This window comes from Xylanibacter ruminicola 23, from assembly GCF_000025925.1.
GTDB lineage: Bacteria > Bacteroidota > Bacteroidia > Bacteroidales > Bacteroidaceae > Prevotella > Prevotella ruminicola.
Genome location: NC_014033.1, coordinates 2,141,846 through 2,165,778, shown reverse-complemented (window position 1 = coordinate 2,165,778; position 23,933 = coordinate 2,141,846). Strand labels below are relative to the sequence as shown.

23 protein-coding genes are annotated in these 23,933 nt (G+C 49.2%); 13 read left to right on the top strand and 10 right to left on the bottom strand.

Going from position 1 to position 23,933, the window contains the following annotated elements:
- The first annotated feature begins 50 nt into the window (after nucleotides 1-50).
- Both PRU_RS09295 and PRU_RS09290 read left to right on the top strand, forming a co-directional pair.
- Nucleotides 51-3,074: a glycoside hydrolase family 31 protein gene (locus PRU_RS09295; RefSeq protein WP_013063174.1), complete on the top strand. Its 3,024-nt coding sequence runs from the start codon at nucleotides 51-53 to the stop codon at nucleotides 3,072-3,074.
- A gap of 120 nt (nucleotides 3,075-3,194) precedes the next feature.
- Nucleotides 3,195-4,067 carry a sigma-70 family RNA polymerase sigma factor gene (locus PRU_RS09290; protein WP_013064420.1) on the top strand — a complete coding sequence of 291 codons (873 nt, stop codon included), beginning with the start codon at nucleotides 3,195-3,197 and terminating at the stop codon, nucleotides 4,065-4,067.
- Nucleotides 4,068-4,072: 5 nt separating this feature from the next.
- Here PRU_RS09290 and PRU_RS09285 read toward each other — a convergent pair whose 3' ends face one another.
- Complete coding sequence (locus tag PRU_RS09285; protein ID WP_080517191.1) at nucleotides 4,073-5,824, bottom strand: ATP-binding protein; 1,752 nt, start codon at nucleotides 5,822-5,824, stop codon at nucleotides 4,073-4,075.
- Nucleotides 5,825-5,986: 162 nt separating this feature from the next.
- Here PRU_RS09285 and PRU_RS09280 point away from each other — a divergent pair, with 162 nt between their 5' ends.
- From PRU_RS09280 to PRU_RS09260, 5 genes are all read left to right on the top strand, one after another.
- Entirely contained in the window at nucleotides 5,987-6,508 is a 522-nt protein-coding gene (locus tag PRU_RS09280) for a DUF4738 domain-containing protein (protein WP_049769128.1), read from the top strand.
- Nucleotides 6,508-7,239, top strand: coding sequence for a DUF4230 domain-containing protein (locus tag PRU_RS09275; protein ID WP_013063407.1), 732 nt, complete (start codon nucleotides 6,508-6,510; stop codon nucleotides 7,237-7,239). Before PRU_RS09280 ends, PRU_RS09275 begins: the two co-directional genes overlap by 1 nt.
- Nucleotides 7,240-7,243: 4 nt before the next feature.
- Nucleotides 7,244-7,822, top strand: coding sequence for a DUF4230 domain-containing protein (locus PRU_RS09270; protein WP_041386040.1), 579 nt, complete (start codon nucleotides 7,244-7,246; stop codon nucleotides 7,820-7,822).
- 209 nt (nucleotides 7,823-8,031) lie between these two features.
- Nucleotides 8,032-8,319, top strand: a complete 288-nt coding sequence (locus PRU_RS09265) for a hypothetical protein (RefSeq protein ID WP_028907713.1) — start codon at nucleotides 8,032-8,034, stop codon at nucleotides 8,317-8,319.
- 1 nt (nucleotide 8,320) lies between these two features.
- The gene (locus tag PRU_RS09260) at nucleotides 8,321-8,779 is read left to right on the top strand and encodes a type II toxin-antitoxin system VapC family toxin (protein WP_028907714.1); all 459 of its coding nucleotides are present in this window, start codon (nucleotides 8,321-8,323) and stop codon (nucleotides 8,777-8,779) included.
- A gap of 59 nt (nucleotides 8,780-8,838) precedes the next feature.
- Here the strand turns inward: PRU_RS09260 and PRU_RS09255 are convergent, their stop codons facing one another.
- The 4 genes from PRU_RS09255 to PRU_RS15365 all read right to left on the bottom strand — a co-directional run bounded on the left by PRU_RS09255 (nucleotide 8,839) and on the right by PRU_RS15365 (nucleotide 13,183).
- Nucleotides 8,839-9,726, bottom strand: coding sequence for a transposase (locus tag PRU_RS09255; protein ID WP_080517190.1), 888 nt, complete (start codon nucleotides 9,724-9,726; stop codon nucleotides 8,839-8,841).
- Nucleotides 9,727-10,044: 318 nt separating this feature from the next.
- A complete protein-coding gene (locus PRU_RS09250; protein ID WP_013063354.1) occupies nucleotides 10,045-10,737 on the bottom strand; it encodes an HAD family hydrolase in 693 nt (230 codons plus the stop codon).
- Between the two features lie 81 nt (nucleotides 10,738-10,818).
- Nucleotides 10,819-12,168, bottom strand: a complete 1,350-nt coding sequence (locus tag PRU_RS09245) for a glucose-6-phosphate isomerase (RefSeq protein ID WP_013064534.1) — start codon at nucleotides 12,166-12,168, stop codon at nucleotides 10,819-10,821.
- Between the two features lie 49 nt (nucleotides 12,169-12,217).
- Nucleotides 12,218-13,183, bottom strand: a complete 966-nt coding sequence (locus tag PRU_RS15365; RefSeq protein ID WP_013063958.1) for a UpxY family transcription antiterminator — start codon at nucleotides 13,181-13,183, stop codon at nucleotides 12,218-12,220.
- 339 nt (nucleotides 13,184-13,522) lie between these two features.
- Here PRU_RS15365 and PRU_RS09235 point away from each other — a divergent pair, with 339 nt between their 5' ends.
- From PRU_RS09235 to PRU_RS16090, 6 genes are all read left to right on the top strand, one after another.
- Nucleotides 13,523-14,398: a FimB/Mfa2 family fimbrial subunit gene (locus tag PRU_RS09235; protein WP_013064605.1), complete on the top strand. Its 876-nt coding sequence runs from the start codon at nucleotides 13,523-13,525 to the stop codon at nucleotides 14,396-14,398.
- A 28-nt stretch (nucleotides 14,399-14,426) separates the two neighbouring features.
- Nucleotides 14,427-15,326, top strand: coding sequence for a FimB/Mfa2 family fimbrial subunit (locus tag PRU_RS09230; protein WP_143040033.1), 900 nt, complete (start codon nucleotides 14,427-14,429; stop codon nucleotides 15,324-15,326).
- 34 nt (nucleotides 15,327-15,360) lie between these two features.
- Complete coding sequence (locus PRU_RS09225) at nucleotides 15,361-17,898, top strand: GumC family protein (RefSeq protein WP_013063051.1); 2,538 nt, start codon at nucleotides 15,361-15,363, stop codon at nucleotides 17,896-17,898.
- A gap of 73 nt (nucleotides 17,899-17,971) precedes the next feature.
- Nucleotides 17,972-18,406 (top strand): BT0820 family HAD-type phosphatase, encoded by a 435-nt coding sequence (locus PRU_RS09220; protein WP_013063649.1) that lies wholly within the window; start codon nucleotides 17,972-17,974, stop codon nucleotides 18,404-18,406.
- A 37-nt stretch (nucleotides 18,407-18,443) separates the two neighbouring features.
- Nucleotides 18,444-19,244: a polysaccharide biosynthesis/export family protein gene (locus PRU_RS09215; protein ID WP_013064033.1), complete on the top strand. Its 801-nt coding sequence runs from the start codon at nucleotides 18,444-18,446 to the stop codon at nucleotides 19,242-19,244.
- Nucleotides 19,245-19,360: 116 nt separating this feature from the next.
- Complete coding sequence (locus PRU_RS16090) at nucleotides 19,361-19,534, top strand: hypothetical protein (protein WP_177168136.1); 174 nt, start codon at nucleotides 19,361-19,363, stop codon at nucleotides 19,532-19,534.
- 732 nt (nucleotides 19,535-20,266) lie between these two features.
- Here PRU_RS16090 and PRU_RS15715 read toward each other — a convergent pair.
- The 5 genes from PRU_RS15715 to PRU_RS09180 form a co-directional block, all read right to left on the bottom strand.
- Nucleotides 20,267-20,713 carry an N-acetylmuramoyl-L-alanine amidase gene (locus tag PRU_RS15715; RefSeq protein WP_013065698.1) on the bottom strand — a complete coding sequence of 149 codons (447 nt, stop codon included), beginning with the start codon at nucleotides 20,711-20,713 and terminating at the stop codon, nucleotides 20,267-20,269.
- Nucleotides 20,714-20,905: 192 nt separating this feature from the next.
- On the bottom strand, nucleotides 20,906-21,427 hold the full coding sequence (locus tag PRU_RS09195) for an HU family DNA-binding protein (protein WP_013063182.1): 522 nt from the start codon (nucleotides 21,425-21,427) through the stop codon (nucleotides 20,906-20,908).
- A gap of 112 nt (nucleotides 21,428-21,539) precedes the next feature.
- Nucleotides 21,540-21,869: a hypothetical protein gene (locus PRU_RS09190; protein WP_013063763.1), complete on the bottom strand. Its 330-nt coding sequence runs from the start codon at nucleotides 21,867-21,869 to the stop codon at nucleotides 21,540-21,542.
- Nucleotides 21,870-21,931: 62 nt separating this feature from the next.
- A complete protein-coding gene (locus PRU_RS09185) occupies nucleotides 21,932-22,654 on the bottom strand; it encodes a DUF6371 domain-containing protein (protein ID WP_013064379.1) in 723 nt (240 codons plus the stop codon).
- A 105-nt stretch (nucleotides 22,655-22,759) separates the two neighbouring features.
- Complete coding sequence (locus tag PRU_RS09180) at nucleotides 22,760-23,920, bottom strand: AAA family ATPase (RefSeq protein ID WP_013063309.1); 1,161 nt, start codon at nucleotides 23,918-23,920, stop codon at nucleotides 22,760-22,762.
- Nucleotides 23,921-23,933: the final 13 nt, after the last annotated feature.

Sequence of the window (23,933 nt, the reverse complement as noted above, 5' to 3'; positions counted from 1 at the left end):
AAAGATTAAACATTAAAGATTAAACATTATATTACAACCAATAATAAAAAATGAAACGAATTAAGATTTTAGTGTCTGGCTTGCTGCTATCCTCAACCATGATGGCAGCTGTGGTGCAGACCAATGGAAACAATGTGACTATTACGCCTGATGGTGGTCAGGCCAAGGTAGTTTACCTTGAGGTGATTAACAACCAGATTATCCGTGTGCGTGCCACCAGTAAGGATGCGTTGCCTGTTAAGCCTGCCTCGCTCATCAGGGTACCTGTGGCAGCACCTGCCAAAGGCTCTTACACCATTACCGACGAGGGCGATAACGTGGTGGTCAGAACACAGAAGGTAAAGGCAGTGGTACAGAAGGCCACCGGTCAGATTACCTTCTTCGATGCCTCTGGCAAACAGCTGCTCAAAGAGGCCCAGGAAGGCAAGAAGTTCTGGGACTTTACCGTACCTGAGCGCGAGTTGGGTATGAAGACGGGCTATACCGTTCCCGAGGAACAGAAGCATGGTCTGTCGTGGCAGATGAAGTTCGACAGTCCCGACGATGAGGCTTTCTATGGCCTGGGTCAGCACCAGAGCGAGGAGTTTAACATGAAGGGAAAGAACGAGGATCTGTTCCAGTATAACACCAAGGTCAGCATTCCTTTCGTACTCTCTAATAAGAACTATGGTCTGCTGTGGGATTCTTACAGCTACTGTCGTTTTGGTAACCCCAACGATTACCTGCAACTCAATCGTGCCTTCAAACTCTACGATAAGAGTGGTAAGGAGGGGCATCTCACCGGCACCTATATCGATGCCCGTGGTAAAAAACTGGTCCGTGACGAGGACTCTATCTATTATGAATATGGTACGCCCGAGAAATCGCTCATTGCCCAGCAAACCGACAATGGCGGCATCAAAAACTTCCCCAAAGATATCAATCTCATGGGCGCCACCGTCACTTACGAAGGCTTCATCGAACCCCAATTGTCAAATGGTAAATTGTCAAATAGTCCATTGTACCAGTTCATTCTGTATTACTCCGGCTACGTAAAGGTCTACATCGGCGGCAACGAGGTTGTCCCAGAGCGCTGGCGTACCGCTTGGAACCCCAATGCCTATAAGTTCTCAACCGAATTGCAGCCAGGCAAGCGTGTGCAGTTGCGTATCGAGTGGCGCCCCGATGGTGGTGAGGCTTACTGCGGACTGCGTGTGGCTGAGCCCCGTAGTAAGCAGGAGCGTGAGCAGCTCAGCATCTGGAGCGAGATGGCCAAGGATATGGACTACTACTTCATCGCTGGCGACAACCTCGATCAGGTGGTCAGCGGTTATCGCACCCTCACTGGTAAGGCGTCGCTCTATCCCAAGTGGGTGTTAGGCTTCTGGCAGAGTCGTGAGCGTTACAAGACACAGGATGAGATAGAGGGTACCCTCGCTGAGTTCCGCAAGCGTCATATCCCCATCGATAATATCGTACAGGACTGGAACTACTGGCCCGAGGATCAGTGGGGAAGTCACCAGTTCGAGGCATCGCGCTATCCCAATCCCCAGCAGATGCTCGACAACGTACACCAGATGCATGGTCGCTTTATGATTTCGGTATGGCCTAAGTTCTATTGCAATACCGACAACTACAAGGAGCTCGATGCCAAGGGTTGGATGTATATCCAGAGCCCCACCGATGATATCCACGACTGGGTAGGCCCCGGCTACACCAATGGCTTCTACGACGCCTACGACCCCGGTGCAAGAAAAATGTTCTGGCGCCAGATGGATGAGAATCTGTATTCCGCCCTTGGTAAGGGCGTCGACGCTTGGTGGATGGACGCCTCAGAGCCCAATGTACGCGACTGCACCCCCATGTGGTACCGCAAAGCCCTGAGCGGCCCCACTGCCTTAGGCACATCAACCGAATATTTCAATGCCTACTCAACCGTGAATGCCGATGCTATCTACAATGGTCAGCGTTCTGTTTGGAAGGGTAAACTTAACGAGCCAAGAGTATTCCTGTTGACACGTAGCGGATTTGCTGGCGAGCAGCGTTATTCTACCGCTACCTGGAGCGGTGATATCGGTACCCGTTGGGAGGATATGCGTGCCCAGATGACGGCTGGTTTGAACTATTCTATCTCTGGTATTCCTTTCTGGGGTATGGACCAGGGTGGCTTCTGTGTCGAGAACCGTTATGTGGCTGCCCAGCAGTTGTACGATCGCACCAAGGTAGAGAACGAGGACCTGAAGGAGTGGCGCGAGCTGCAGACCCGCTGGAACCAGTTCGGTACCTTTATTCCTTTGTTCCGTTCGCATGGTCAGTGGCCATTGCGCGAAATCTGGAACATTGCCCCTGAGGAGCACCCCGCCTATAAGTCGTTTGTTTACTACGATAAACTGCGTTACCGCCTCATGCCGTACCTCTATTCACTGGCTGGTTGGGCCCACTTCAAGGATTACACCCTGATGCGCCCCTTGGTGATGGACTTTAATGGCGATCGCGAAGTAGAGAACATCGGCAACCAGTGGATGTTCGGTCCCGCTCTCATGGCCTGTCCCGTAGGCTACTACAAAGCCCGCAACCGCAGTGTCTATTTCCCCGCCCAGTGCAGTTGGTATGACTTATACACCGGCGAGATGATCATCGATGCCAAACCTAATGTTTCATCTTTAATGTTTAATGTTTCATCTTCGGGCCGCAGGCTCGTGGTAGATGCTCCCTACGAGCAGATACCAGTGTATGTGCGCGCTGGCGCCATCATCCCCTTCGGTCCTGAGATGGAGTGGAGCGACGAGAAGCCCGCCGAGCTCATCCATCTCTACGTCTATGCCGGTCAGGATGGCTCGTTCCAACTCTACGAAGACGAGGGCACCAACTACAATTACGAGAAGGGCAAGTATGCCACCATCGACATCACCTACGACGATGCCACCCGCACCGTTTCGTTTGGTGCGCGCAAGGGTCAGTTCGCTGGCATGCTCAAGAATCGTCAGTTCAATATTGTACTGATATCAAAAGAGCATCCCCAGCCGCTCAACCTCGACAACCCATCGGGTAAGCTCGTTTCTTACAACGGAAAGGCTATCACCATCAAGTTGTAATCTGTGAGATAGCAATACACAAGTTATCTTGTTAAAATAGTCTAAAAAAGCGATATGTTGGTTGCAACGTATCGCTTTTTTTTGTACTTTTGCAGACTTTTTCAGAGTAACGATATAAATATGAGGCAATTAAAGATTCAAAAAAGTATTACCAACCGATCAAGTGAGGCACTCGACAAGTATCTTGTAGAAATCGGTCGTCAACCCCTTGTCACTATTGATGAAGAGATTGAGCTGGCTCAGGCCATCCGTCGTGGCGGTCCTGAGGGCGAGAAGGCGAAGGAACGCCTGGTAACAGCCAATCTGCGCTTCGTGGTGTCTGTAGCAAAACAGTACCAGCATCAGGGATTGACACTCACCGACCTGATCGACGAGGGAAATATAGGACTGGTAAAGGCAGCCGAGAAGTTTGATGAGACACGCGGATTTAAGTTTATCTCTTATGCCGTATGGTGGATTCGTCAGAGCATTCTGCAGGCCATTGCCGAGCAGAGTCGTATTGTGCGCTTGCCCCTGAACCAGAGTGGCGCTCTGAGCAAGATTAATCAGGAAATCAATAAGTTCGAGCAGCAGCACCAGCGCCGCCCATCTGTTACCGAGCTGGCTGAGCTCACACAGATTGAGGAGTCGAAGATTGAGCAGACTGCCAAGGCCGATAGTCACCACATGAGTATCGACGCACCTTTCGGTGAGGACGACGACAACTCAATGGCCGACATGCTGAGCAGTGGCGAGGATACCCGTACCGACAAGCTGGTGGATTACGAGTCGCTCACATCCGATCTGGACAATGTACTGCGTAACGTACTGAAGGATCGTGAACTCAAGATTGTCAAGGAGTGCTTCGGTATTGGCTGTCAGGAGCGTGGTCTCGAGGAGATTGGCGCCGAGATGGGACTCACGCGTGAGCGTGTACGTCAGATTCGCGAAAAGAGCATCACCAAACTGCACGACAGTGGTTATGCACGCATCTTGATGAAATACCTTGGCTAATAGGTTTATTCGCTTATTGGCAGTGTAACAATAAACTGGGCGCCATCTGTATAGGTGGTGTCCAGTTCTACTTTTCCACCCAACTGTTCGGCCAGTCTGCGACTCAGTGGCAGACCCAGTCCGATACCTTCCTTAAAGTTATCCAACTTCACAAAGCGGTCAAAGATATGCTCCGCCTCTTCAGCGGGTATGCCATAGCCGGTATCGGTTACCATCATCTGCAGCTGGTCACCCTCCTGTTTGGCATGGATGGTAATGCAGCCCTTCTCGGTATATTTCACGGCATTGTCCAATAAGCAGGCAAATATACGGCGCAGCATGTTCTCGTTGGTCTTCAGCGTAAGGTCGTCGGCCAGCTCTGTCTCCAGTTTGATGTCGGTCTCGTCGGTCACGTATTCCTTGTACTCTGTCTGTAATCCACGCAACAGGTTGTTGATGTTCGTCACATCGTCCTTGCTCATCTTTTCGGTACTCTCAATCAGCGAGAGGCCGATAATCTCGTCGATGAGGATGGTCACCTGACGGGTACTCTTCTGCATCATGGTCGATATATGCTTGCGCTCTTCGGGATCAGCAGCCAAATCAGGATCGGCTATCACCTGGGCAAAACCCGTGATGATGTTCAGCGGCGTGCGCACCTCATGACTCACGTTCTGAATAAACGCTGTCTTCATCTTCTCCGACTCCATGGCCTTTTTATACGCCTTGCGCAGTTCCTTCAGGTGCTTTTTGCGTATCTGCACGATATATACCAGGGCGATAATCAGCAGTGTCAGTAGCAGGATAGCACCCATCAGGGCGGTGGTACGTACGGTAGCCGCTTTCTTCTCGGCTTCGTACAGCTCTACCTGTTCCTGGATACCCTGCATACTATTGGTCAGCACCACATTATCTATCGAGTCGCTGGCCAGCGATTCCTTCTTAAACGATTTGTAGGCCTCCTCCCATCTGCCAGCACGCTCGTAAATCAGCGGGATGGCATCGGCACCCTCGTCACCCAACTCGCGTTTGGCATATTCGATGGCCTCGTCAACCTTACCTGTAGCAGCCAGATAGTAGGCCTCCATGCTTCGTCCGTGAACCGACGACAGACCTTTCCGCTCGCCCTCCTTATACACCTTGTAACCCTTTAGGAACTGGTCTATCTTACCTTCGTTATAGTAGGTCAGTGTCTTTCGGGTCTCGATGTCGAACACACGTTCGGGCGAGTATTTCTTGGCTATCTCCTTGGCCTTGTCCATCAGGTCTAATGCCTCCTGAGCGTCATCGTCTATGGCCACATTGATGATATTCATGTAGATGGGCGGGATGCTTTCGTAGTAGCCGTTCTTCTCCATCATCTCTACCACCTCGTACCAACATTTCTTGGCAGCCTCCTTGTTACCACAATAGCGGTTGATATGACCCATCATGTTCACGGCCATATACATCTCCTTGGTCAACTTCTTTTCGCGCAACTCCTTCGACAGCTCCTGGGCTTTGGTGTACGCCTCGAAAATCTTCTGGCGGTTCATCTCAAAGATAATGTCATTGCACCGCTGCGTGTAGTAGCCGTGCAGGTCATTATTTTCCAGCAGATAGTTCTGCAGGTTCGTCAGATGTGTATAGAATCGGGCACTGTCGCCATCGTTAAATGCATGGCTCATGGAGTCGCGAAGTTCTATGTATTTCGCGTCTTTCTTATAATCTATGTTTGCGTGGCTGGCACTCGTTCCAAGTAATAGCGCTGCAGCCAAAAGGATTCGTCCTATATTCATAAATCTTAGGTTAGTCGGTATTCTTTTCTGCAAAAGTACAAACTTTTCTATAATTACCAAATATTTTTGCTTTTTTTTTCCTTTATAATAAAAAAATCCGTGTAATCCGTGCCATCCGTGCCTAAAATTGCTTATCTTTGCACCGTCAATAAAGAAAGTGTTATGAATAAGAATTTGATTTTAGCCCTTATAGCAGTGCCTTGCTTGTTAGCAAGTTGCGGTCAGAAAAAGCAGCACGATGATATCATCGTACAGCATACCGAGGCGCCCAAACCTCAGGCTCCCATCCGTATGCAGGATTATAAAGATGTAAAGGATGTGCAGTGGTTGGGTAAGCAGTACCAGGTTGAGGTGTCGCGCACAGCCGACGATTCTTTGCGTATGGTGAAGGACGAGAACGGACAGAAGTTCGTCGACAACCGCATCACCCTCAAGGTCATCCGTACCGATGGCAGTGTGTTCTGCACCAAGACCTTTACCAAGGCCGCTTTCGAGGGTTGTCTGGACGACGACTATCGTAAGACCGGTATCCTCGAAGGTTTTGTGTTCGACAAGGCTGAGGGCAACCAACTGTTCTTCGCTGCCAGCGTGTGCCATCCCCAGACCGATGAGTACATCCCATTAATCGTCACCGTCAGCAACTTCGGCGAGGTAGGCATCTCTCGCGATCAGGATCTAGAGTAATGAAACAGCGTCGTAACATTCTGATTGCAACTGCCGCGCTGCTGGTGTTGGTATTGTTCGGTTTGCTGACACGCTGCCAGCTTCTTCTGCCAGTTCTGCCAGGGGACAGGTTCCTGGCAGCTGATTCAGATGCCAGGAACCTGTCCCCTGGCAGAAGTATCGATACCGTCCCCATGCTCATTCTCCAAGTCCAAAAATGCTCCAAACTCTACACCGCCGAGTATCGCGTACATAAGATTATCACCCACGACGATGCCTTGCGCCTCAAAGGCCAGTTGATGAGCAAGCAGTTCAACCTCAAGGTGCCCCTGGCCGACAGAAAGATTGCCATCCCCATGGATGCCAAAATCAAGGCGTATATCGATTTCTCCGAGTTCTCCGAACAGAACATCGAGCGCAGCGGTAATCAGATTACCATCATCCTCCCCGATCCACAGGTGGTGATGACCAGTTCTAAGATTGATCAGCAGAACGTCAAGCAGTACGTCGGTCTCACGCGTGCGCATTTTAGCGACGAGGAGTTGGCCAACTATCAGCAGCAGGGTAGGGAGGCCATCCTGCAGAGCATCCCCGATATGGGTATCGAAGAAACCGCCCGTGCCAACGCCGCTAAGGTCCTCGTTCCCATGCTCACCCAGTTGGGCTACGAGGAGCAGAATATCACCATCGCCTTCCGTAAGGACTTGGATTTCCGTCACAAGTATCAAGGCTTAATACGCTTTGAAGATTAGAGTTATGAAGAAGATTAATATCATCATAGGTGCAGTTATAGTCATCGCTGTTATCGCGATTTTCTTCTGGGTTAAGAGCGTCCTGAAGAGCAACTATATCGAGATTGGTTCTAACGACAAGATTGAGCCCACCCCCACGCAAATCCAGAGCATCAGGGATATTGGTGAGTGGGAGTTCCTCTCTATCTCTGCCGAAGAGATGGTCGACACCGTCCGTAAGGGTTTCTTCTCCGACGATGAGTTGGTCCGCATCTATTACGGCACCCTCCGTCTGGGCATCAACATGCAAAACCTAAGCGAGGACGCGATACGCGTCCAAAGCGACACCCTCCAGGTAACCTTACCCAAGGTCACCCTCCTGGACAAAGACTTCATCGACGAAGCCAAAACCAAGTCCTTCTACGAGAGTGGCAAATGGACCCCACAAGCCCACCAGGCCCTCTACCAAAAGGCCCACCGCCAGATGCTAACCCATTGCCTCACCAAAGAAAATGTTAAGACAGCTGAGGTTAATGCCGAAATCCAGGTTTCAAATCTGTTTAAGAGCTTAGGCTATAAGAACGTAGTTCTTCATTTCGAGTAGCCCCTGCCAGGGGACAGGTCCCTGTCATCCGATTCCCTCGCTTGCTGGACGCTCGCTCCACCCACCCTCGCTCTTTGGTGGCAGCCCGCCCCCAGCCGCGCGGCATCCCCCTCGGTGTTTTCAGGTATTAGTTGAGTTTTTCAAAAGAAAAACTTGCAAGTTTCAACTATTTGTTTTATATTTGCAGCAGATTTATTTAATTTACGATTATGGTAACAACATATAATCAAGTAGAAGTGTCTCCTGTTGATGCGCTTTGGACATTAATACAGGGACAAAGCAAGGCTGTAAGAGTTGCACTTACCAAAAGACTTTTAGAACAGGAAAAGGCAGCCTTAGCAGCAAAAGCTGTTGATGCTAAAAAGTTCACACAGAAGATAAATGCTCTTGAGAACGATTCTGAGGGTTTCTTAAAATTGGGTGGCTTTATGGCAGATAGCAGTGTCAGTGCAGATGAACTTCTTGAAGAGGCTCTAACCGATAAATACGGAATCTGATATGAAAGTCTTTATTGATACCAATATCATTCTAGAATACTTCATGCATCGTGAGAAGTATGAGGTGGCGGAGAAACTATTAAAAGAACTCCATAACAGAGGCGCTCAGATGTTCATGTCTGTAGGAGCTTTCTATACCATACATTTCATTATTCTGAAATACTTACATAAAGAACAAGGGCTCGTTGGCGAGGTGTGTTTGCAGAGTCTTCGGATTATCATGAATAAGATACTTCAGATGTTTGATATTGCAGAGCATGATAAGAATAGCCTTTTACAAGGTGTTTCTGATAAAAGGTATAAAGACTTGGAAGACAGTTGTCAGTATCAAGTAGCTCAGAAGGTTGGATGTGAGGCTTTGGTCTCATTTAATATTTCAGACTATAAGGAGTCGACAGATGGACAAGTGAAAATCTACACACCCCAACAGTTCATAGAGCAGGAATTGGTAGAACGTTAAGGGAGTACCTGTCCCCTGTCATGTGGAAGAACTGTCAGGAACCTGTCCCCTGTCATGGGCTACAGGCCTTGGATAAGGCCGCGGCCTACACCTGTTAACCGCTCTAACTGACGATAAGAGGCTCCTTTTGATTTCAGAAACTTCAACACTTCCCGTTTGATACCATCTTGCAATTGCTGGAATGCAGTACTATTCGTAACACCGGTATGCTCCTTAATCAATAGCATAATTTGATCGTCCGACGGTCTCTCCCTCGGCGTGTCTTCCATTTCCAGACAAGGTACGTCATCCTCCAGCGGCTCGTCAACCCATTCCTTCAGTTCGTCAAATGGAATTCTCTTCAATACTGTTGTCGTATCGCAGATTTGAAACACCGGCTCTACAGTTCCGTCAAACTCTCCCCAACTGCTATAGGCGTAGTCCCTAACCCGCTCAACAAGCTTTGCTTTCACTGGGTTTTGGTGGATGTAACGGAGTAGAGTGGTAAAGTACCCCATATCGTTAACCGGCTCTGATTTGAATCGATCCTTGAACAGGTGCCCGTCGCGACCGTACTTGCGGTTATAATAGAACACATAGCTACCGGCAATGCGCTTGATAGTCTCACCCACGGTCTCTCCGCGCTCACGTATCAGCAGATGCAGATGGTTCGACATCAAGCAATAGGCATAATAAGTACAATTGCTCCCGCATGGTGCCCCTTCGTCGTCGTAACGAAAACGCATTCTGTCGAGTGTCGCGATGAATTGGAAATAGTCCTCTTCATCATTAAATATCTTTTGGTGGTTGATACCACGTATCATCACATGGTAAATACCCGTTCCCGACTCCTTTCGTGATTGTCTAGGCATATTTTCTGTTTTATGATTTAAACTTAGCTCTTTATTTGCGCTGCAAAAATAATAAAAATCCCAAACAATCTCATCATTTTTCCAGAAAAAGTGCACATTTTCTTTATATATTAGGGGCTGCTCGCCCCAAATACCCTCGGTGTTTTAGCATGGTATTAGATAAAGGCCCTATGGGCCGCTGCTCAAGGAGCAGCCATAAGCAATATAGGCCGAAGTCCCGGCCTGCCAAAACATAGGATGGATTTGGGTTTTCCCAAATCCAGAATTTAAGCCCCTTGCCAAAGATTGGCGAGGGGTTTGGAGAGTGGTTTGAAGCCCTCCTTAGGATGAAGGAGGGTTGGGTGGTTGTGAAAAAGGGAATTTTGGGGAAAGGTTGGAGGGCAGCAGATGTCAGGTACCTGTCCCCTGGCAGGGTTAGATGACAGGGACCTGTCCCTTGACAGGGGGAAGATCCTTCCAAGAATCGCTTAAGGCTTGCATAGTAGGAAAAAGGATGTTGGCGCCTGAATCAAGGAGGACTTGATCGGGAAGGGGACCGGTGTTGACGGCGATGGTGTAAATACCGGCAGCTACACCAGCGCGGACACCTAAGGGGGCGTTTTCTACTACCATCGCTTCGCTCGGTTGCAGATTGCCTGCCTTTTGCAATCCCATGAGATAGGGATCGGGATTGGGCTTGCCTCGTTTTACATCGTAGGCTGTGGTGATGTTATCGATGGTAACGTATTTGCCAAAATCACGCAGGATGCGATTAATCAAGGGGCGCTGTCCAGAGCCTGTTACGATGCCAATGGTAATACCAGCTGCATGTATCTGCTCCATGAGCGATAAAATCCCCGGCATGATCGGCGCCTCTGGCATCGAGTGAAAGATACGTGTCTTCTCATCGTACATCAGCTGCGATTCTGCCTCGGTAATCTCGCGACCTTGCTGTTGCTTTACCATATAGCGAATGGTGTCTACGCCACGAGCTCCCTCAGTGGCGTAGGCATCATCGGCTGTCATATTGATTCCGAACTTCTTCATCGACTGGACCCAGGCCACTGCGTGATTCTTCATCGAATCATACAATACGCCATCCATGTCAAATAATACTGCTCTAATCATCTAATTATTTTTTGCAACGGACTACAGGACTTTAGGATTAAATCAAAAATCTTATAGTCCTGTTATCCGTTGCTAAATACTTTATTTTGCGAGTCTGGCTTTGATTGCGGCGCTCTCTGCCTCGTAGCCAGGCTTATCCAGCAGGGCAAACATGTTCTTCTTGTAAGCCTCTACACCAGGCTGGTTGAATGGGTTAACACCCAGTACATTACCACTGATACCACAGGCAATCTCGAAGAAGTAGATGAGTTGTCCGATGTAGTACTCGTTCAACTTAGGAACGCTGATGCGCATGTTGGGCACACCACCATCCACGTGAGCCAGCTGTGTACCCAGCTCAGCCATCTTGTTCACCTCATCCACACGCTTGCCAGCCAGGAAGTTCAGGCCGTCCAGGTTCTCCTCGTCGTTGGGGAACAGCAGCTTCTTCTCGGGCTCCTCTACAGAGATAACAGTCTCGAAGATAGTGCGCTCACCTTCCTGAATCCACTGACCCATCGAGTGCAGGTCGGTAGTGAAGTCAACGCTGGCAGGGAAGATACCCTTACCGTCCTTACCCTCGCTCTCGCCGTAGAGCTGCTTCCACCACTCAGAGAAGAAGTGCAGCTTAGGCTGGAAGTTCACCATAATCTCAATCTTCTTACCGCTCTGGTACAAACCGTTACGTACGGCAGCATACTGGGCTGCGGGGTTCTCGGCAAATGGTACGGTTGGGGCGCAAGCCTTCTCCATCTCCTGGGCACCAGCCACCAGATCCTTGATGCTGAAACCAGCGCAGGCGATAGGCAGCAATCCTACTGGAGTGAGTACTGAGAAGCGACCACCAACGTTATCGGGGATGATAAAGCTCTTGTAACCCTCCTTGTCGGCGCAGGTACGGGCAGCACCCTTCTTGGCGTCGGTAACGGCTACGATCACCTTCTTAGCCTCTTCCTTACCACGCTGGGCCTCGCACTGCTTCTTCAGCAGACGGAAGGTGAGGGCAGTCTCGGTGGTAGTACCACTCTTCGAGATGTTGATCACACCAAACTTCTTACCCTTCAGGTACTCTGTGAGTTCGAACAGATAGTCCTCACCGATGTTGTTACCTGCGAACAGGATGGTGGGGTTCTTAGGATCGTTAACCAACCAGCTGAATGCGTTGCTCAGGGCCTCGATCACAGCACGTGCACCCAGGTACGAACCACCGATACCGGCTACTACGATAGCGTCGCAGTTAGCGCGCAGGGTGTCAGCGCAAGCCTGCAACTCATCCAGGAATGCTGGTGTAATGCTGCTGGGCAGGTGCAACCAACCCAGGAAGTCGTTGCCAGGACAGGTACCAGCCTCAAGAGCCTTCTGTGCCTCAGCTACCTTTGGTTCAAAACTCTCCACTGCACCTTCCTTCAAAAAGCATGCAGCCTTCGTAATGTCAAGCTTAATCATTTCCATAATCAGTTAAAATTATATATTATAATGTTTAATCTTTAATGTTTAATCTTTAATCTTTAATGTTTAATCTTTCGCTCGAGCTATGCTCGCTTGCTACCGAAGGGTCGCAAGAATGTTTAATCTCCATCGCCTTCTGGCAGCGCGCTTTCAGCTTGCTGGTGTCCTTCAGGCGCTCTGTGGCCTTTTCAAGGCGCTGGCGATAGGCCTCTACATCCTCTTCGAGGATAAGCGCTGCAAGATACATCGGCAGGGCCAGCTCTGCTTCGGTGGTTGGGGTAAAGCCTTTAAACTTCAGCAGGCGCGCGCGGGTGCGCTTCAACTCATACAGTTTCAAGTTGAACTCCATCTTGGGCACATCCTTATCCGCCTGGTTCTCCAACAGCCACTCGGCCAGCTCCAACAGGTATTTCTTATCCCCATCCACATCTTTCGATGGGCGCTCCCTAATCTCTCGTTCTATCGGGTTGTTCAGGGGCTCCACCAGTTCGGGCTCCAACTCTACGGCGGCGATAATCACCCCCGGTATCTGTACCACCAGGTGCTTGTTGCGCTTACCTTTAAAGCGCAGGATGGTTCCCTCGTAACCATCATAGATACCACCTTTGATACGAATCTTCTCGCCCTCTTTCAGGTTCAGCTCCTCGGGCTTAAAGTAGGTAATCTTTTCCTGTCGGATATTGGTGAATTCGATGAATCGCTCCATGGCATAATCAGGCACCGTCAGATAGTCCTGCTTGTTCGAGAAGGTTGATTTGCGCATGTAGATGCTTTCGCGCGACTTATGTCGGATATACTCCTTCAGCGCCTCCTCGGTAGCACGCACAAAAATCAATCCCGTGATGGCAGGCACCATCGTACGCTGCTCCTGGCGGCGCACGGTTTTTACCTCATATTTCATAGGTACGTGACTGCGGAATCCTGCCTTTCTCAGTGCATCCCTCACTTTCTCTTCGTGGTGTACACTCAAGCATCCCAGCACATACCATTTTTCTACATTATTATCAGTTTCTGCCATCTTAATCTTATTTCGTGTGCAAAGGTACGAATAAGTGAGCAGAAAAACAAATTTTATTTGGTTTTTTTCGAACGGGAGTACCTTCGACTCATTCTTGAGTCAAAGATAGCATAAAAAAACGAAATAGCCGAAGAAATCACGCAATAATTGTCTTTTTTTGCATTTTTATTTGGTCATCTCGCAAATTTGGCTTACCTTTGTCCGCGGAAAAGGGAAATCGATTTCAATTCTATCCCGAAAACCATAGTATTAAGAAAACTTAAATATTTGATAACGTACTGACTTTAAACATATTATGCTAGTCAGCACGGAAGGAGGAGATTCACTAGATATCAAAAAATGAGGCGATTAATTCTTCCATTTTACCTTATCTTATTAATCATTACATCTTGCGAGCATCCGCTCATCCCTGAACAAGACGTTATAGGTGGCGACGCCGATGGCAATCTGGTAGTATCAGTATTCCAGATCGAGCAACAGTCGTTTGCAACACCATTCACGCGCACATCTATTACCGACTACTGTCAGCGACTCAATTTCGCTGTCTACGATACGGCGGGCAAGCTCATTAAGCAAGTCAACCAAAAAACAGGCGATGCCAGTTATGGCACGGTAGCCTTCCGGATAGATCCAGGTACCTATCAGGTAGTGGTAGTGGGTCACAGCAGTAGTGGCAATCCCACCATGACCAATCCTCAGAAGATTCGGTTTGACAACAAGGATGGCTATTCCGACACCTTTCTGCATAATGCCATTATCCAGGTAACCGACGACAAGGAAACCACTATCGATGCCGATTTGCACCGTATCGTGTCGCTCTGCCGGGTAGTGTTTACCGATGCCATCCCCGAGGGAGTCACGCAGATGCGGTTCCAGTATAAAGGTGGCTCGGGTGCATTTGATGCTGCTACAGGCTTAGGCTCTGTTAACAGCACCCAGAAGGAGACCTTCGCAGTCGAACCAGGTCAACAGTCATGCAGTTTTGATCTGTACACCTTTCTTCACGACACCGAGGGTACGCTGCATCTGCAGGTTACAGCCTACAACGACAACGAGACCATCGTGAAAGATCGCGAGTTTGATGTGCCGCTCAAGCAGCGCATGATTACCAAACTCACAGGTCCGTATTTCTCGGGCTCCGATGGCTCAACCATCACCATCATCATCGGTATCAATGCCGAGTGGGAAGGTGAGCAGACCATAGAATTTCAATAACGTTATAAATAAACCTATAACTTAAAAAATGAGAATTAAATCAATCATGCTGGCAGGAATAATCCTGTTGGCTCAAAGTTGTAGCCAGAAGGCTGCAGAAGAGAACAACCAAGACGAGGTGAAAACCCCAGTGCGTGTACATGTAAGTGATTTCTCATTCTCCAACGAGAATTTTCCTGATGCCCAAACGCGTGCTGGCGACGATCCAAACAACTACACGGCGGTTAAGGCTATCGATATCGCCATCTTTGCCGCCGGCAACAAGCAGGTGTATGCCGCCACTCAGATAAAGGACGATGCTACCACCTACACCACCTTTGGCGAGTTTGAGTGCAGTCTGCCCATAGGCACCTACACCATGGTAGTCGTGGCGCGCAGCAGAAGTAAAGGCGACGAGTTCACCATAACCAGTCCTACGCAGGCTGCCTATACCAGCGAACGTGCACGCGAAACATTCTGCTGCACACAGAGCATCACGGTAACTGGCACGGCACCAGTGGATATCAGTCCGGTGATGAATCGTGTGATGGCACAGTTCCAGTTGCTTTCAACCGATCAGGCACCATCAGCTGCCACCACCCTTCGCACCACCTACGGCGCAGGCAGCAAGAGCTTCAATCCTACCACCGGACTGGCCACCGACGATAAAGGCTTTTCGGTCACCAATAGGGTAGTACCCGATGACGATGATGGCACCATCTTTGTGTACAGCATTGTGTTCCTGAGTGCTAACGAAGAAACCATGCCGGTAACCATCGAGGCGCTCGATGCCAACCAGTCGGTACTCATCAGTAAAACGTTACCTAAGGTACATTTCAAGCGTAATCAAATCACCAAGGCCACCGGTGCGGTGTTCACACCAGGAACCTCCAACTTCTCGTTCCTGCTCAATACCGACTGGCTTCCCGACGAGAATATCACATTTTAAAACAATAGCATAATATAATTTAGAACAGCAAAATATGATTGACGAATCAAAATTGATCGACGAAGGTCAGGATTTGACCGATCTTCAGGACGAACAGTCTATGTTTTCTTTCCAGAACCTTTTTGCGATGCTGGTGCTCAACTGGCAGTGGTTCCTGCTGTCAATGTTCATCTGCGTGTGCGGCGCACTCATCTACCTGCGCTATGCCACCAAGAACTACCAGGTATCGGCCAAGATGCTGATTAAGGACGATGATAGTCGTCGCCGCAGTTCGGCCAACCAGATGCTGGCCAACATGCAGGACTTCGGATTTATGAGTAATTCGGCTGGTATCGAGAACGAGGTTGAGATTCTCCAGTCGCGTGTATTGGCTCGCGATGCCGTGATGGATCTCAAGCTCTATACCCAGTATTACAAGGCCGGCCATCTCTCAAAGGTGCTGGTTTACAACACCCAGCCCGTGAGTGTTGATATCGATTCTGTGTCGCTGGCACAGTGGGATAAGGGCCTGCTCGAAGGTGCCAAATCCATCCAGCTCTCCATCACTCGTCATGATGATGGCTACGAGGTGCAGGGTGGAACCTTCTATCAGGGCAAACCTACAGGCAAATTCTCACAGCAGTTTGCCAAGCTGCCTGCCACCCTCCGTACCGACTATGGTGTGTTGGCCTTTACCCAGAGCGGTAAAGAGCCTATGGAGAATGGCGACCGCTATGTGGTAAATATCCTGCCCCCGATGGTTGTAGCCACCGGCTATGCCAAGGCCATCACTGTGGCACCCACCTCAAAGCTCACCTCGATTGCCGAGCTCACACTCACCGATCAGAATACCCGTCGTGGTTTGGCCTACCTGCGCCAGTTGGCAGTGTGCTATAACCGCCAGGCCAATGTGGATAAGAACGAGATTGCGATGAAGACCGAGGAGTTTATCAATGCCCGTTTGCAGAAGATTGATGCCGAACTGGGTACCACCGAGAGTGCCCTCGAGAACTATAAGAAGCGCAATGCGGTAACCCAGCTGAATATGGATGCCACCCAGAGTCTGAATCAGAGCTCGCAGTACGAGGCCAAGCTTACCGAGGCCAATGCCCAGCTGCACCTGATGGACTACCTGCGCGAGTATGTCGATAATCCCGCTAATCAGTATAAGATTATCCCCTCAAACGTAGGTATGCAGGATAATGCCTCTACCTCGCTGATTGCCTCGTTCAACCAGGCTGTACAGGAGCGTAACCGCTTGCTCAAAACCGTTAGCGAACAGGCACCCCAGGTACAGACACTCACAGCTACACTCGACGATCTCCAGACCTCTATCCGTACTGCCCTGTTGCAGGCACGCCGCTCGGTTGATATCCAGCGCCAAAGTCTGCAGCGCCAGTTGGCCAAGTACGAGGGTCGTATCGGTAATACCCCCGAACAGGAGCGTGTACTTACCCAGATTGGTCGCCAGCAGGAGGTAAAATCAGGCCTGTATCTGTTGCTGTTGCAGAAGCGCGAGGAGAACTCTATCTCACTGGCAGCCACTGCCGATAAGGGAAAACTCATCGATGAGCCTCTGTCCGAGGGTCAGGTTAGTCCTAAAAAGGCCATCATCCTGCTTGCTGCCCTGGTAGCCGGTATGGGTGTACCTTTCGTTGTGCTCTACCTCATCCAGCTGCTCAGCTTCCGTATCGAGGGTCACGACGAACTTGCACGCCTCACTAAGCTGCCTATCGTAGCCGATGTGCCCGTGGCCAGCGACTCGGTAAAGACCGCTGCCGGCATTGTGGTACAGGCCAATAAGAACAATCAGATTGACGAGATATTCCGCTCGATGCGTACCAATATCCAGTTTATGATGAAGGAGAACGATCAGGTGATTCTCTTCACCTCCAGCACATCAGGTGAGGGTAAAACCTTCCTCGCTGCCAACCTGGCGGTATCGTTCGCCCTGCTGGGTAAAAAGGTAGTGCTTTGCGGTCTCGATATCCGTAAGCCAGCCCTGGGCCGCCTGTTCGGTGTAAAGGACCGTACCGTTGGTGTCAGTCAGCTGCTGGTTAAGGATGCCGTTACGCTCGCCGATCTGCGCAGTACCATCTGCCCATCAGGTGTTAACGAGAACCTCGATCTGCTCCTGGCTGGTCCTACACCTCCAAACCCCACCGAGCTGTTGGCCCGTCAGAATATGCACGACATCATCGAGCTGCTCAAACAGCAGTACGACTATGTGATTATGGATACCGCTCCAGTTGGTTTGGTTTCCGATACCCTGCAGGTTGCCCGTTACAGTAATGTGAACTGTTATGTTTGCCGTGCCGACTACACCCCGAAGAGCAATATCGGTTTGCTGAATACCTTGGTAGCCGAAGAGAAACTCACCAACACCTGTGTGATTCTGAATGGTGTGGATATGTCGAAGAAGAAGTACGGCTACTACTATGGCTATGGCAAGTACGGTAAGTACGGCCGCTACGGTTACGGTCGCTATGGCTACGGCAAGTACGGTAACTACGGTTACGGCAACTACGGCTCATACGGCAACTACGCCGAATCTCATTATTCTAATAAGAACGACGATTCAATTAAACAATAATGTTTAATCTTTAATGTTTAATCTTTAATGTTTAATCTTTAATGTTTAATGTTTCATGTTTAATGTTTAATGTATGCTAATCGCAGTTGATTTCGACGGTACAATTGTAACCCATAAGTACCCTGAGATAGGCGAGGAGATTCCTTTCGCCATCGATACCCTGAAAATGTTGCGCCAGGATGGTCATCGTATCATTCTGTGGTCGGTTCGTGAGGGTCATTTGCTCGATGAGGCAGTAGAATATTGTCGCCAGCGTGGCCTCGAGTTCTATGCCGTTAATCGCGACTACCCCGAAGAAACCACCGATAATAATCCCCATTTCTCGCGCAAACTCAAAGTCGACGTTTTTATCGACGATCGCAACTTAGGTGGCCTCCCCGACTGGGGCACCATCTATCGTATGATTAAGCATCGCCACACCTGGAACGATGTAGTCGATGAGTTGGTTTCACAATCTTCCATCCACCACTCCCTTCCCCCAAAAAAGAAGCACTGGTGGCAGTTTTAATGTTTCATGTTTAATCTTTAATGTTTAATGTAACAAAATGAAAAAATTTCAATTCTTAAATTTTTTAATTTTGTCAGCAGCTTTGCTGCTCAGTTCTTGTGGAACAGTGAAAAATGTTGCTTATTTGCAGAACAGCGACAGTATTAACTTCGATAATTCACGTTTCCTGTATGATGCTCGCATCATGCCAAAGGATCAGCTTACCATATCGGTAAATACCACTACCTCCGAGGCTTCGATACCTTTCAATCTGCTGTTACAGAACGAGTACTCGCAGGGCCGTACCATGGCAAGTGGTGGTGGTACCCTGATGCCATATCTGGTAGATAACGAGGGCTATATCAATTATCCCATTATTGGTCGCCTGAAGGTAGGTGGACTTACCAAGTCGGAGTGCGAGAAGATGATTGCCGAGAAGATTCGTCCTTATATGGCCGAGACCGAGAATCCTATTGTTACCGTACGCATGTCGAGTTATTCGGTATCAGTATTAGGCGAGGTAGCTCGTCCCGGTAGCTTCCAGGTATCACGTGAGAAGATTACCATCCTCGAGGCTTTGGCCCAGGCTGGCGACCTTACTATCTATGGTGTGCGCGATAAGGTAAAGCTTATTCGTGAGGACGCCACAGGTAAAAAGCAGATTGTAACGTTGAACCTCAACGATGCCAACATCGTTAACTCACCTTATTATTATCTGCAGCAGAACGACGTGGTGTATGTAGAGCCCAACAATGTCAAGGCCCAGAACTCAAAGGTAGGTCAAACCACCACCCTCTGGTTCTCCGCCACCAGCATCCTCATCTCCCTCACCTCGTTACTCTACAATATCCTGAAGTAAAGAACTCGATCTTTGATCGCTTGCCACCGCGCTCGACCTCTGGTCGCTTGCTACCGAAGGGACGCAAGAAGGGTCGCAAGAATGTTTAATGTTTAATGTTTAATGTTTAATCTTTAATGTCTGAGCATCACCATTCCCATCATAAAAAGGACGGCTCCAGCCTGTTCAAACAGCGCAGCCTCGCCAACATCCAGCGCAAAAAAGTCATCGAGAAGGTTCTAAAGATCACCCTGATCATCATCGCCCTCCTCATGGCCCTCGCTGTCATCTTCGTCTATACCATAGGCTAGCCCCAATAAACAATATAGGCCGTCGTCCCGGCCTGCCAAAAAGGTAGGAGGGATTTGCGGTTTTCCCAAATCCTGACTTTGCATCCCCCTTTGAAGGGGGCCTTGGGGGTAGCAGTCTTCTTTGGTTCTTTTTCTTCTGATGTCAGAAGAAATGAACGAATAAAAGATAAAAACTTGCAAATATCAAATATCGCTCAATCGATGAAGAATAGAAACGTGCTGTCTCAACAGGAGATGGTAAAGGAAAGTTTGAAGCGAGCTTTCGATGAATTTTATCTAGGTAATGTGCATCACAATGCTCGTGATCTCTTCAAGAAAGAGATTGCACAAGTAGTAAAATAGGGTTATCCCCCCGCTCGCATAAAGCTCGCTCCACCCACCCTCGCTCTTTGGGTGGCTGCTCGCCCCCAGCCGCGCGGCATAACCCCTCGGTGTTTTAGCATGGTATTAGGGTAGGCCCTTTGGGCCGCTGCTCATAGAGCAGCTATAAACAATATAGGCCGAAGTCCCGGCCTGCCAAAAAGGTAGGAGGGATTTGCGGTTTTCCCAAATCCTGACTTTGCATCCTCCCCTTGAGGGGAGGCCTTGGAAGGGTGAATGTCTCTTTTAGTTCTTTTCTCTGCGCCAGAGAAAAGGACAATCAGGGAAACTTGAAGGTGTTGAAAACCTTCTATATTTATTAATAAGGTGTCAGGGACCTGTCCCTGTGTCAGAAACAAATCCCTGAAGATGTCAAGAGGCTGTCCCTCTGACAGAAGAGCCCGAGAAGTAATCTCGGTACTCCTGACAATCAAAAGATGGACACTCTTTGTGAACCCCTTCGAGTTCCCGATGGCCCAGAATCTCGGCCTGAGGATAATCCTCCTTGAGGCTCCTCAATAAGGCAATTAACGCTGCACGCTGTTCCGGCGTACGAGTATCAGCAGCCTGGCCACGCTCGTTAAGGCCCCCTTCATAGCAGATGCCAATCGAGTGCGCATTGTAATGCCTGGCATGCATGCCCACAAGGCTTTCATCACGCGTCTGATACAGATGCCCATCACGCTCAATGTAATAGTGGTAACCAATACCCTTGTTGCCGAACCGGGCATTATGACAAGCCTTGAGCATATCGACAGTGAAACGCCTGTTGCAGCGGGTAGCGCTGCAGTGAATAACAATCAAGTTTACTGAGCGCATGACTGTACGGCTATGGATCCGAGAACTGAGGTAATAACTGTTGCGACAAATTTAAGGACCTTAGCAACTTTGGTCCAGTTTACTTTCACCATATAGAATACAATTTTAAGGGTTAAGAGTTAGTTTTTAGCAACGGACTACAGGACTATAGGAAATTAATCCGTGTTAATCCGTGTAGCCCGTGCCTAAAATTTAGTCACCGACAGGCTCATGGTTACCGCCACCACCGGTGTTACCACCGCCGCTTGGCGTATTAGAACCTCCGCCACTGGTATTACCACCGCCGCCATTACTTGGCTCAGTAGCCAGCTTGCCATTGATAAAGGTAGCCTTCTTCAGGGTAGCCTCCAGGTTAAGACTCTTACTCATCAGGTCGCCAGTGGCACGGGCCTTCAACTTCACACCGCTGATGTTCTTAGATACAGTGAAGTCCTCTTCCTTCTCCGCCATCTCCTTGTTCTTGATACCAAGCGAGAAAATGGCCAGGTCGTCGATCTTCACGTTCTTACCCTCCAGCAGGAGCTCTTTGATACAACCAATCATGTCGGTGAGCAGACCCTTGATAACGCCCTTCGAGTAAGGCGAATTGTGATGACTCATGTGTTCGGCCAAAGCATCCAGGTCGATAGTCTCTTCAACCACGTTCTTGGCGAACCACTTACCAAAACACTTGTTGCCGGTGATTTTGATTTGCTGCAAAATGTAACGTACCATAATTTAGATTAAACATTAAAGATTAAACATTAGTGCCATCCGGAATGACACTGCGAAGGTACGGCTTTTTAAGATGGCATTGGCGGACTTTGGCGGACTTCGAGAAAAATAATTAGAAATCAGGTGGAATTTCTGTGATTTTCGTCCACTTGCCGTCAAAAAAGGTAGTCAGTTGCAACTCACGCACCACCTTCTGATAAAGCTGATGACTCTGCAGTACACGCTGATCCTGCAGCTCCGGTGGTAGATCGATGCAGTAATCTTCACAAACATACTTCACGGCCTGTGGTGGTAGCAGTTGAGCTTTACGGCTTACTCCCATTGCTTCGAGGATATGCTGGCGACTACTGAGATAACGAGAAAAGGTACGGTCTGATACACCAGCCAGTTCGGCCAGTTTGGTCTTGCTGATAAATAAATGCTTATTGTAGTAATTTACCATATTGATTGTGGTTGAAAAGTAACTTGATTTTAGATAAAAAGTAAATTGATTACGGAGCGAAACTAAGTTGATTCCTGGATATAATCCACAAGGTCGATTTTCCGCCGTTTCTGGTCGGCCGAGGCATGGCGCTCTAAAAAGTCGGATACGTAGATACGGTTCTGTTTAGGCCATAAAAACGATTGCATTACCTGCTGCGCCACTCCGTACCACTGTGTGTAAGCTCTCAGCTCCTCATCGGTATCAGGCAACAAGATAATCTGGCAGTGCTGCAAGGCCCAGAACTTCTGAGGCTGCAACTCAAACAGTCCGCCTGCCGCCAGCCACACATACTGCGGATACAGCTCCGATAAGATAACCGCCGATTTCTCGGCCTCTACGATACAAACCGTGCATGGTTCCCGAACCAGATGCAAACCGAAGAAAACGTGATTGCTCTGAAAACTGCCCTGTGGCAGCTTGAAGTGCTTCTTCAGCAGATACATCGCCCACGTGGCATTGCGGTTCTTCAACCGATGGCAGTCGGCACCATACCACATCAACTTCCCATCATGCACCCGGCCCATCTGGTCGATCTGCCAGTAGATGACGGCATCATTCTTCGATCGGCCTAACCGATAGCGCAGTGATGCATGCACCATCTGCCGCTTGGTAAGCATCCCGTTGGCAACCACCGCCCGGCAAAAGCAGCTCCTGGCCGATAACGACCGCACCCATAAAGGTGGCGTTGGCATATACAGGCCGAGGTTTCTGAGCGAGTCTTTAAATAGATCTTTCAACTTCATAATGATTTGGGGGGCGATCGGAGAGGCCCTTTCCCCCTAAAGATTTACGTACTCCTGTTAAGGAGTACTCCAATCTTGGGGGAGGCCTCAAAAGGGGTTAGGTTTTTACCATATCTCAATCTGTTCTGCAACAGGCTTTACAGGTGGAGCTGATTTAAGTCGATAAATCACATGATTTTGGTTGTCGTGGCTCTTCAACATCATATCCAGACTCATGGCCTTGTTAAGGCATTTGATGTAGAGATTGCGAGTGGCTATCTGACCTAAGTTCATCACCGCATAGCGCAGTGCAGCCCCAGTAAGCGAATCATGGCCTTGGAAGGCATCGGTAAACAAACGTTGCACATCCATCTCCCAGCTACCGTCTAGGTGTCGCACTATGTAATCGCCGTTAAGTGGTGGGCGCTCCTGCTCATCATCATCCTGCAGCGATTGATAGGCCATAGGAGGCGCCTCGGTAATGCAAGGCAATCCATCATCGCCCACAGTGAAATACAGATCCTGCTCGATATCGTACTTGCGGGTGTAAAGCTGTTCAAGCTTAAAGATACGCTGCGGCATCAGTTTCTCGGTAGCAAACACGTCGAAGGCCTTGTTCAGCAGCTCGGTTCCTAACCAGCCTCGCGGGTCGCGACTCTCGCCACTCTTGTTCTGGTGCAGCACACATACAATACAGCAATCTTTTTCCTGAGCCACGTGCATCAGTTTTTCGATGAGCTCCTGTGCCACCGTGCCGTCGTTGATGTCGCCCACCAAGTCGCGGATACCGTCCAGAATCACTAAGTCGGGTTTGTAGTAATTGATAGCAGCAATGAGATAGGCCTCGCGCTTCTCTCGATCCAGATTACGAACATTGAAAATGTCAAACATATCCTCGGGGAAAGGAGCCCCATTTTTGTTGACACGCTCATAAAGGGGCATGATACGGTTTTTCAGGATGTCCTGAGTAGAGTTGTCACTCTGTTCCGTGTCGTACCATAAAAGCCGAAGCTTGCTCTCCGTAAGCCTACGGAAAGACAAGACTTCTGCCATCACACAAAGCACCATCAGCATCGACATCACGAATGTCTTACCGCTCTTGGCGCGACCAGTAAAGGCCACTAGCTCACGTCGTGGAAAACAAGGTTCGTTAAACAGCGAAAACAGGAACTCCATAGGAGCCAGTACTTTAGTAGAGGTGATACGATTATTCTCCAGTTCCAGAATCTCTGGTGTAACGCTGGGTTGTTCGCCGGCATGAGCCAGTTCATTAGTTATTGGGTCCATGGCATGTTGTAGG

Coding starts and splice junctions, on each gene's coding strand:
- PRU_RS09295 (WP_013063174.1), top strand. CDS start 51: ATGAAACGAATTAAGATTTTAGTGTCTGGCTTGCTGCTATCCTCAACC.
- PRU_RS09290 (WP_013064420.1), top strand. CDS start 3,195: ATGAGGCAATTAAAGATTCAAAAAAGTATTACCAACCGATCAAGTGAG.
- PRU_RS09285 (WP_080517191.1), bottom strand. CDS start 5,824: ATGAATATAGGACGAATCCTTTTGGCTGCAGCGCTATTACTTGGAACG.
- PRU_RS09280 (WP_049769128.1), top strand. CDS start 5,987: ATGAATAAGAATTTGATTTTAGCCCTTATAGCAGTGCCTTGCTTGTTA.
- PRU_RS09275 (WP_013063407.1), top strand. CDS start 6,508: ATGAAACAGCGTCGTAACATTCTGATTGCAACTGCCGCGCTGCTGGTG.
- PRU_RS09270 (WP_041386040.1), top strand. CDS start 7,244: ATGAAGAAGATTAATATCATCATAGGTGCAGTTATAGTCATCGCTGTT.
- PRU_RS09265 (WP_028907713.1), top strand. CDS start 8,032: ATGGTAACAACATATAATCAAGTAGAAGTGTCTCCTGTTGATGCGCTT.
- PRU_RS09260 (WP_028907714.1), top strand. CDS start 8,321: ATGAAAGTCTTTATTGATACCAATATCATTCTAGAATACTTCATGCAT.
- PRU_RS09250 (WP_013063354.1), bottom strand. CDS start 10,737: ATGATTAGAGCAGTATTATTTGACATGGATGGCGTATTGTATGATTCG.
- PRU_RS09245 (WP_013064534.1), bottom strand. CDS start 12,168: ATGGAAATGATTAAGCTTGACATTACGAAGGCTGCATGCTTTTTGAAG.
- PRU_RS15365 (WP_013063958.1), bottom strand. CDS start 13,183: ATGGCAGAAACTGATAATAATGTAGAAAAATGGTATGTGCTGGGATGC.
- PRU_RS09235 (WP_013064605.1), top strand. CDS start 13,523: ATGAGGCGATTAATTCTTCCATTTTACCTTATCTTATTAATCATTACA.
- PRU_RS09230 (WP_143040033.1), top strand. CDS start 14,427: ATGAGAATTAAATCAATCATGCTGGCAGGAATAATCCTGTTGGCTCAA.
- PRU_RS09225 (WP_013063051.1), top strand. CDS start 15,361: ATGATTGACGAATCAAAATTGATCGACGAAGGTCAGGATTTGACCGAT.
- PRU_RS09220 (WP_013063649.1), top strand. CDS start 17,972: ATGCTAATCGCAGTTGATTTCGACGGTACAATTGTAACCCATAAGTAC.
- PRU_RS09215 (WP_013064033.1), top strand. CDS start 18,444: ATGAAAAAATTTCAATTCTTAAATTTTTTAATTTTGTCAGCAGCTTTG.
- PRU_RS16090 (WP_177168136.1), top strand. CDS start 19,361: ATGTCTGAGCATCACCATTCCCATCATAAAAAGGACGGCTCCAGCCTG.
- PRU_RS15715 (WP_013065698.1), bottom strand. CDS start 20,713: ATGCGCTCAGTAAACTTGATTGTTATTCACTGCAGCGCTACCCGCTGC.
- PRU_RS09195 (WP_013063182.1), bottom strand. CDS start 21,427: ATGGTACGTTACATTTTGCAGCAAATCAAAATCACCGGCAACAAGTGT.
- PRU_RS09190 (WP_013063763.1), bottom strand. CDS start 21,869: ATGGTAAATTACTACAATAAGCATTTATTTATCAGCAAGACCAAACTG.
- PRU_RS09185 (WP_013064379.1), bottom strand. CDS start 22,654: ATGAAGTTGAAAGATCTATTTAAAGACTCGCTCAGAAACCTCGGCCTG.
- PRU_RS09180 (WP_013063309.1), bottom strand. CDS start 23,920: ATGGACCCAATAACTAATGAACTGGCTCATGCCGGCGAACAACCCAGC.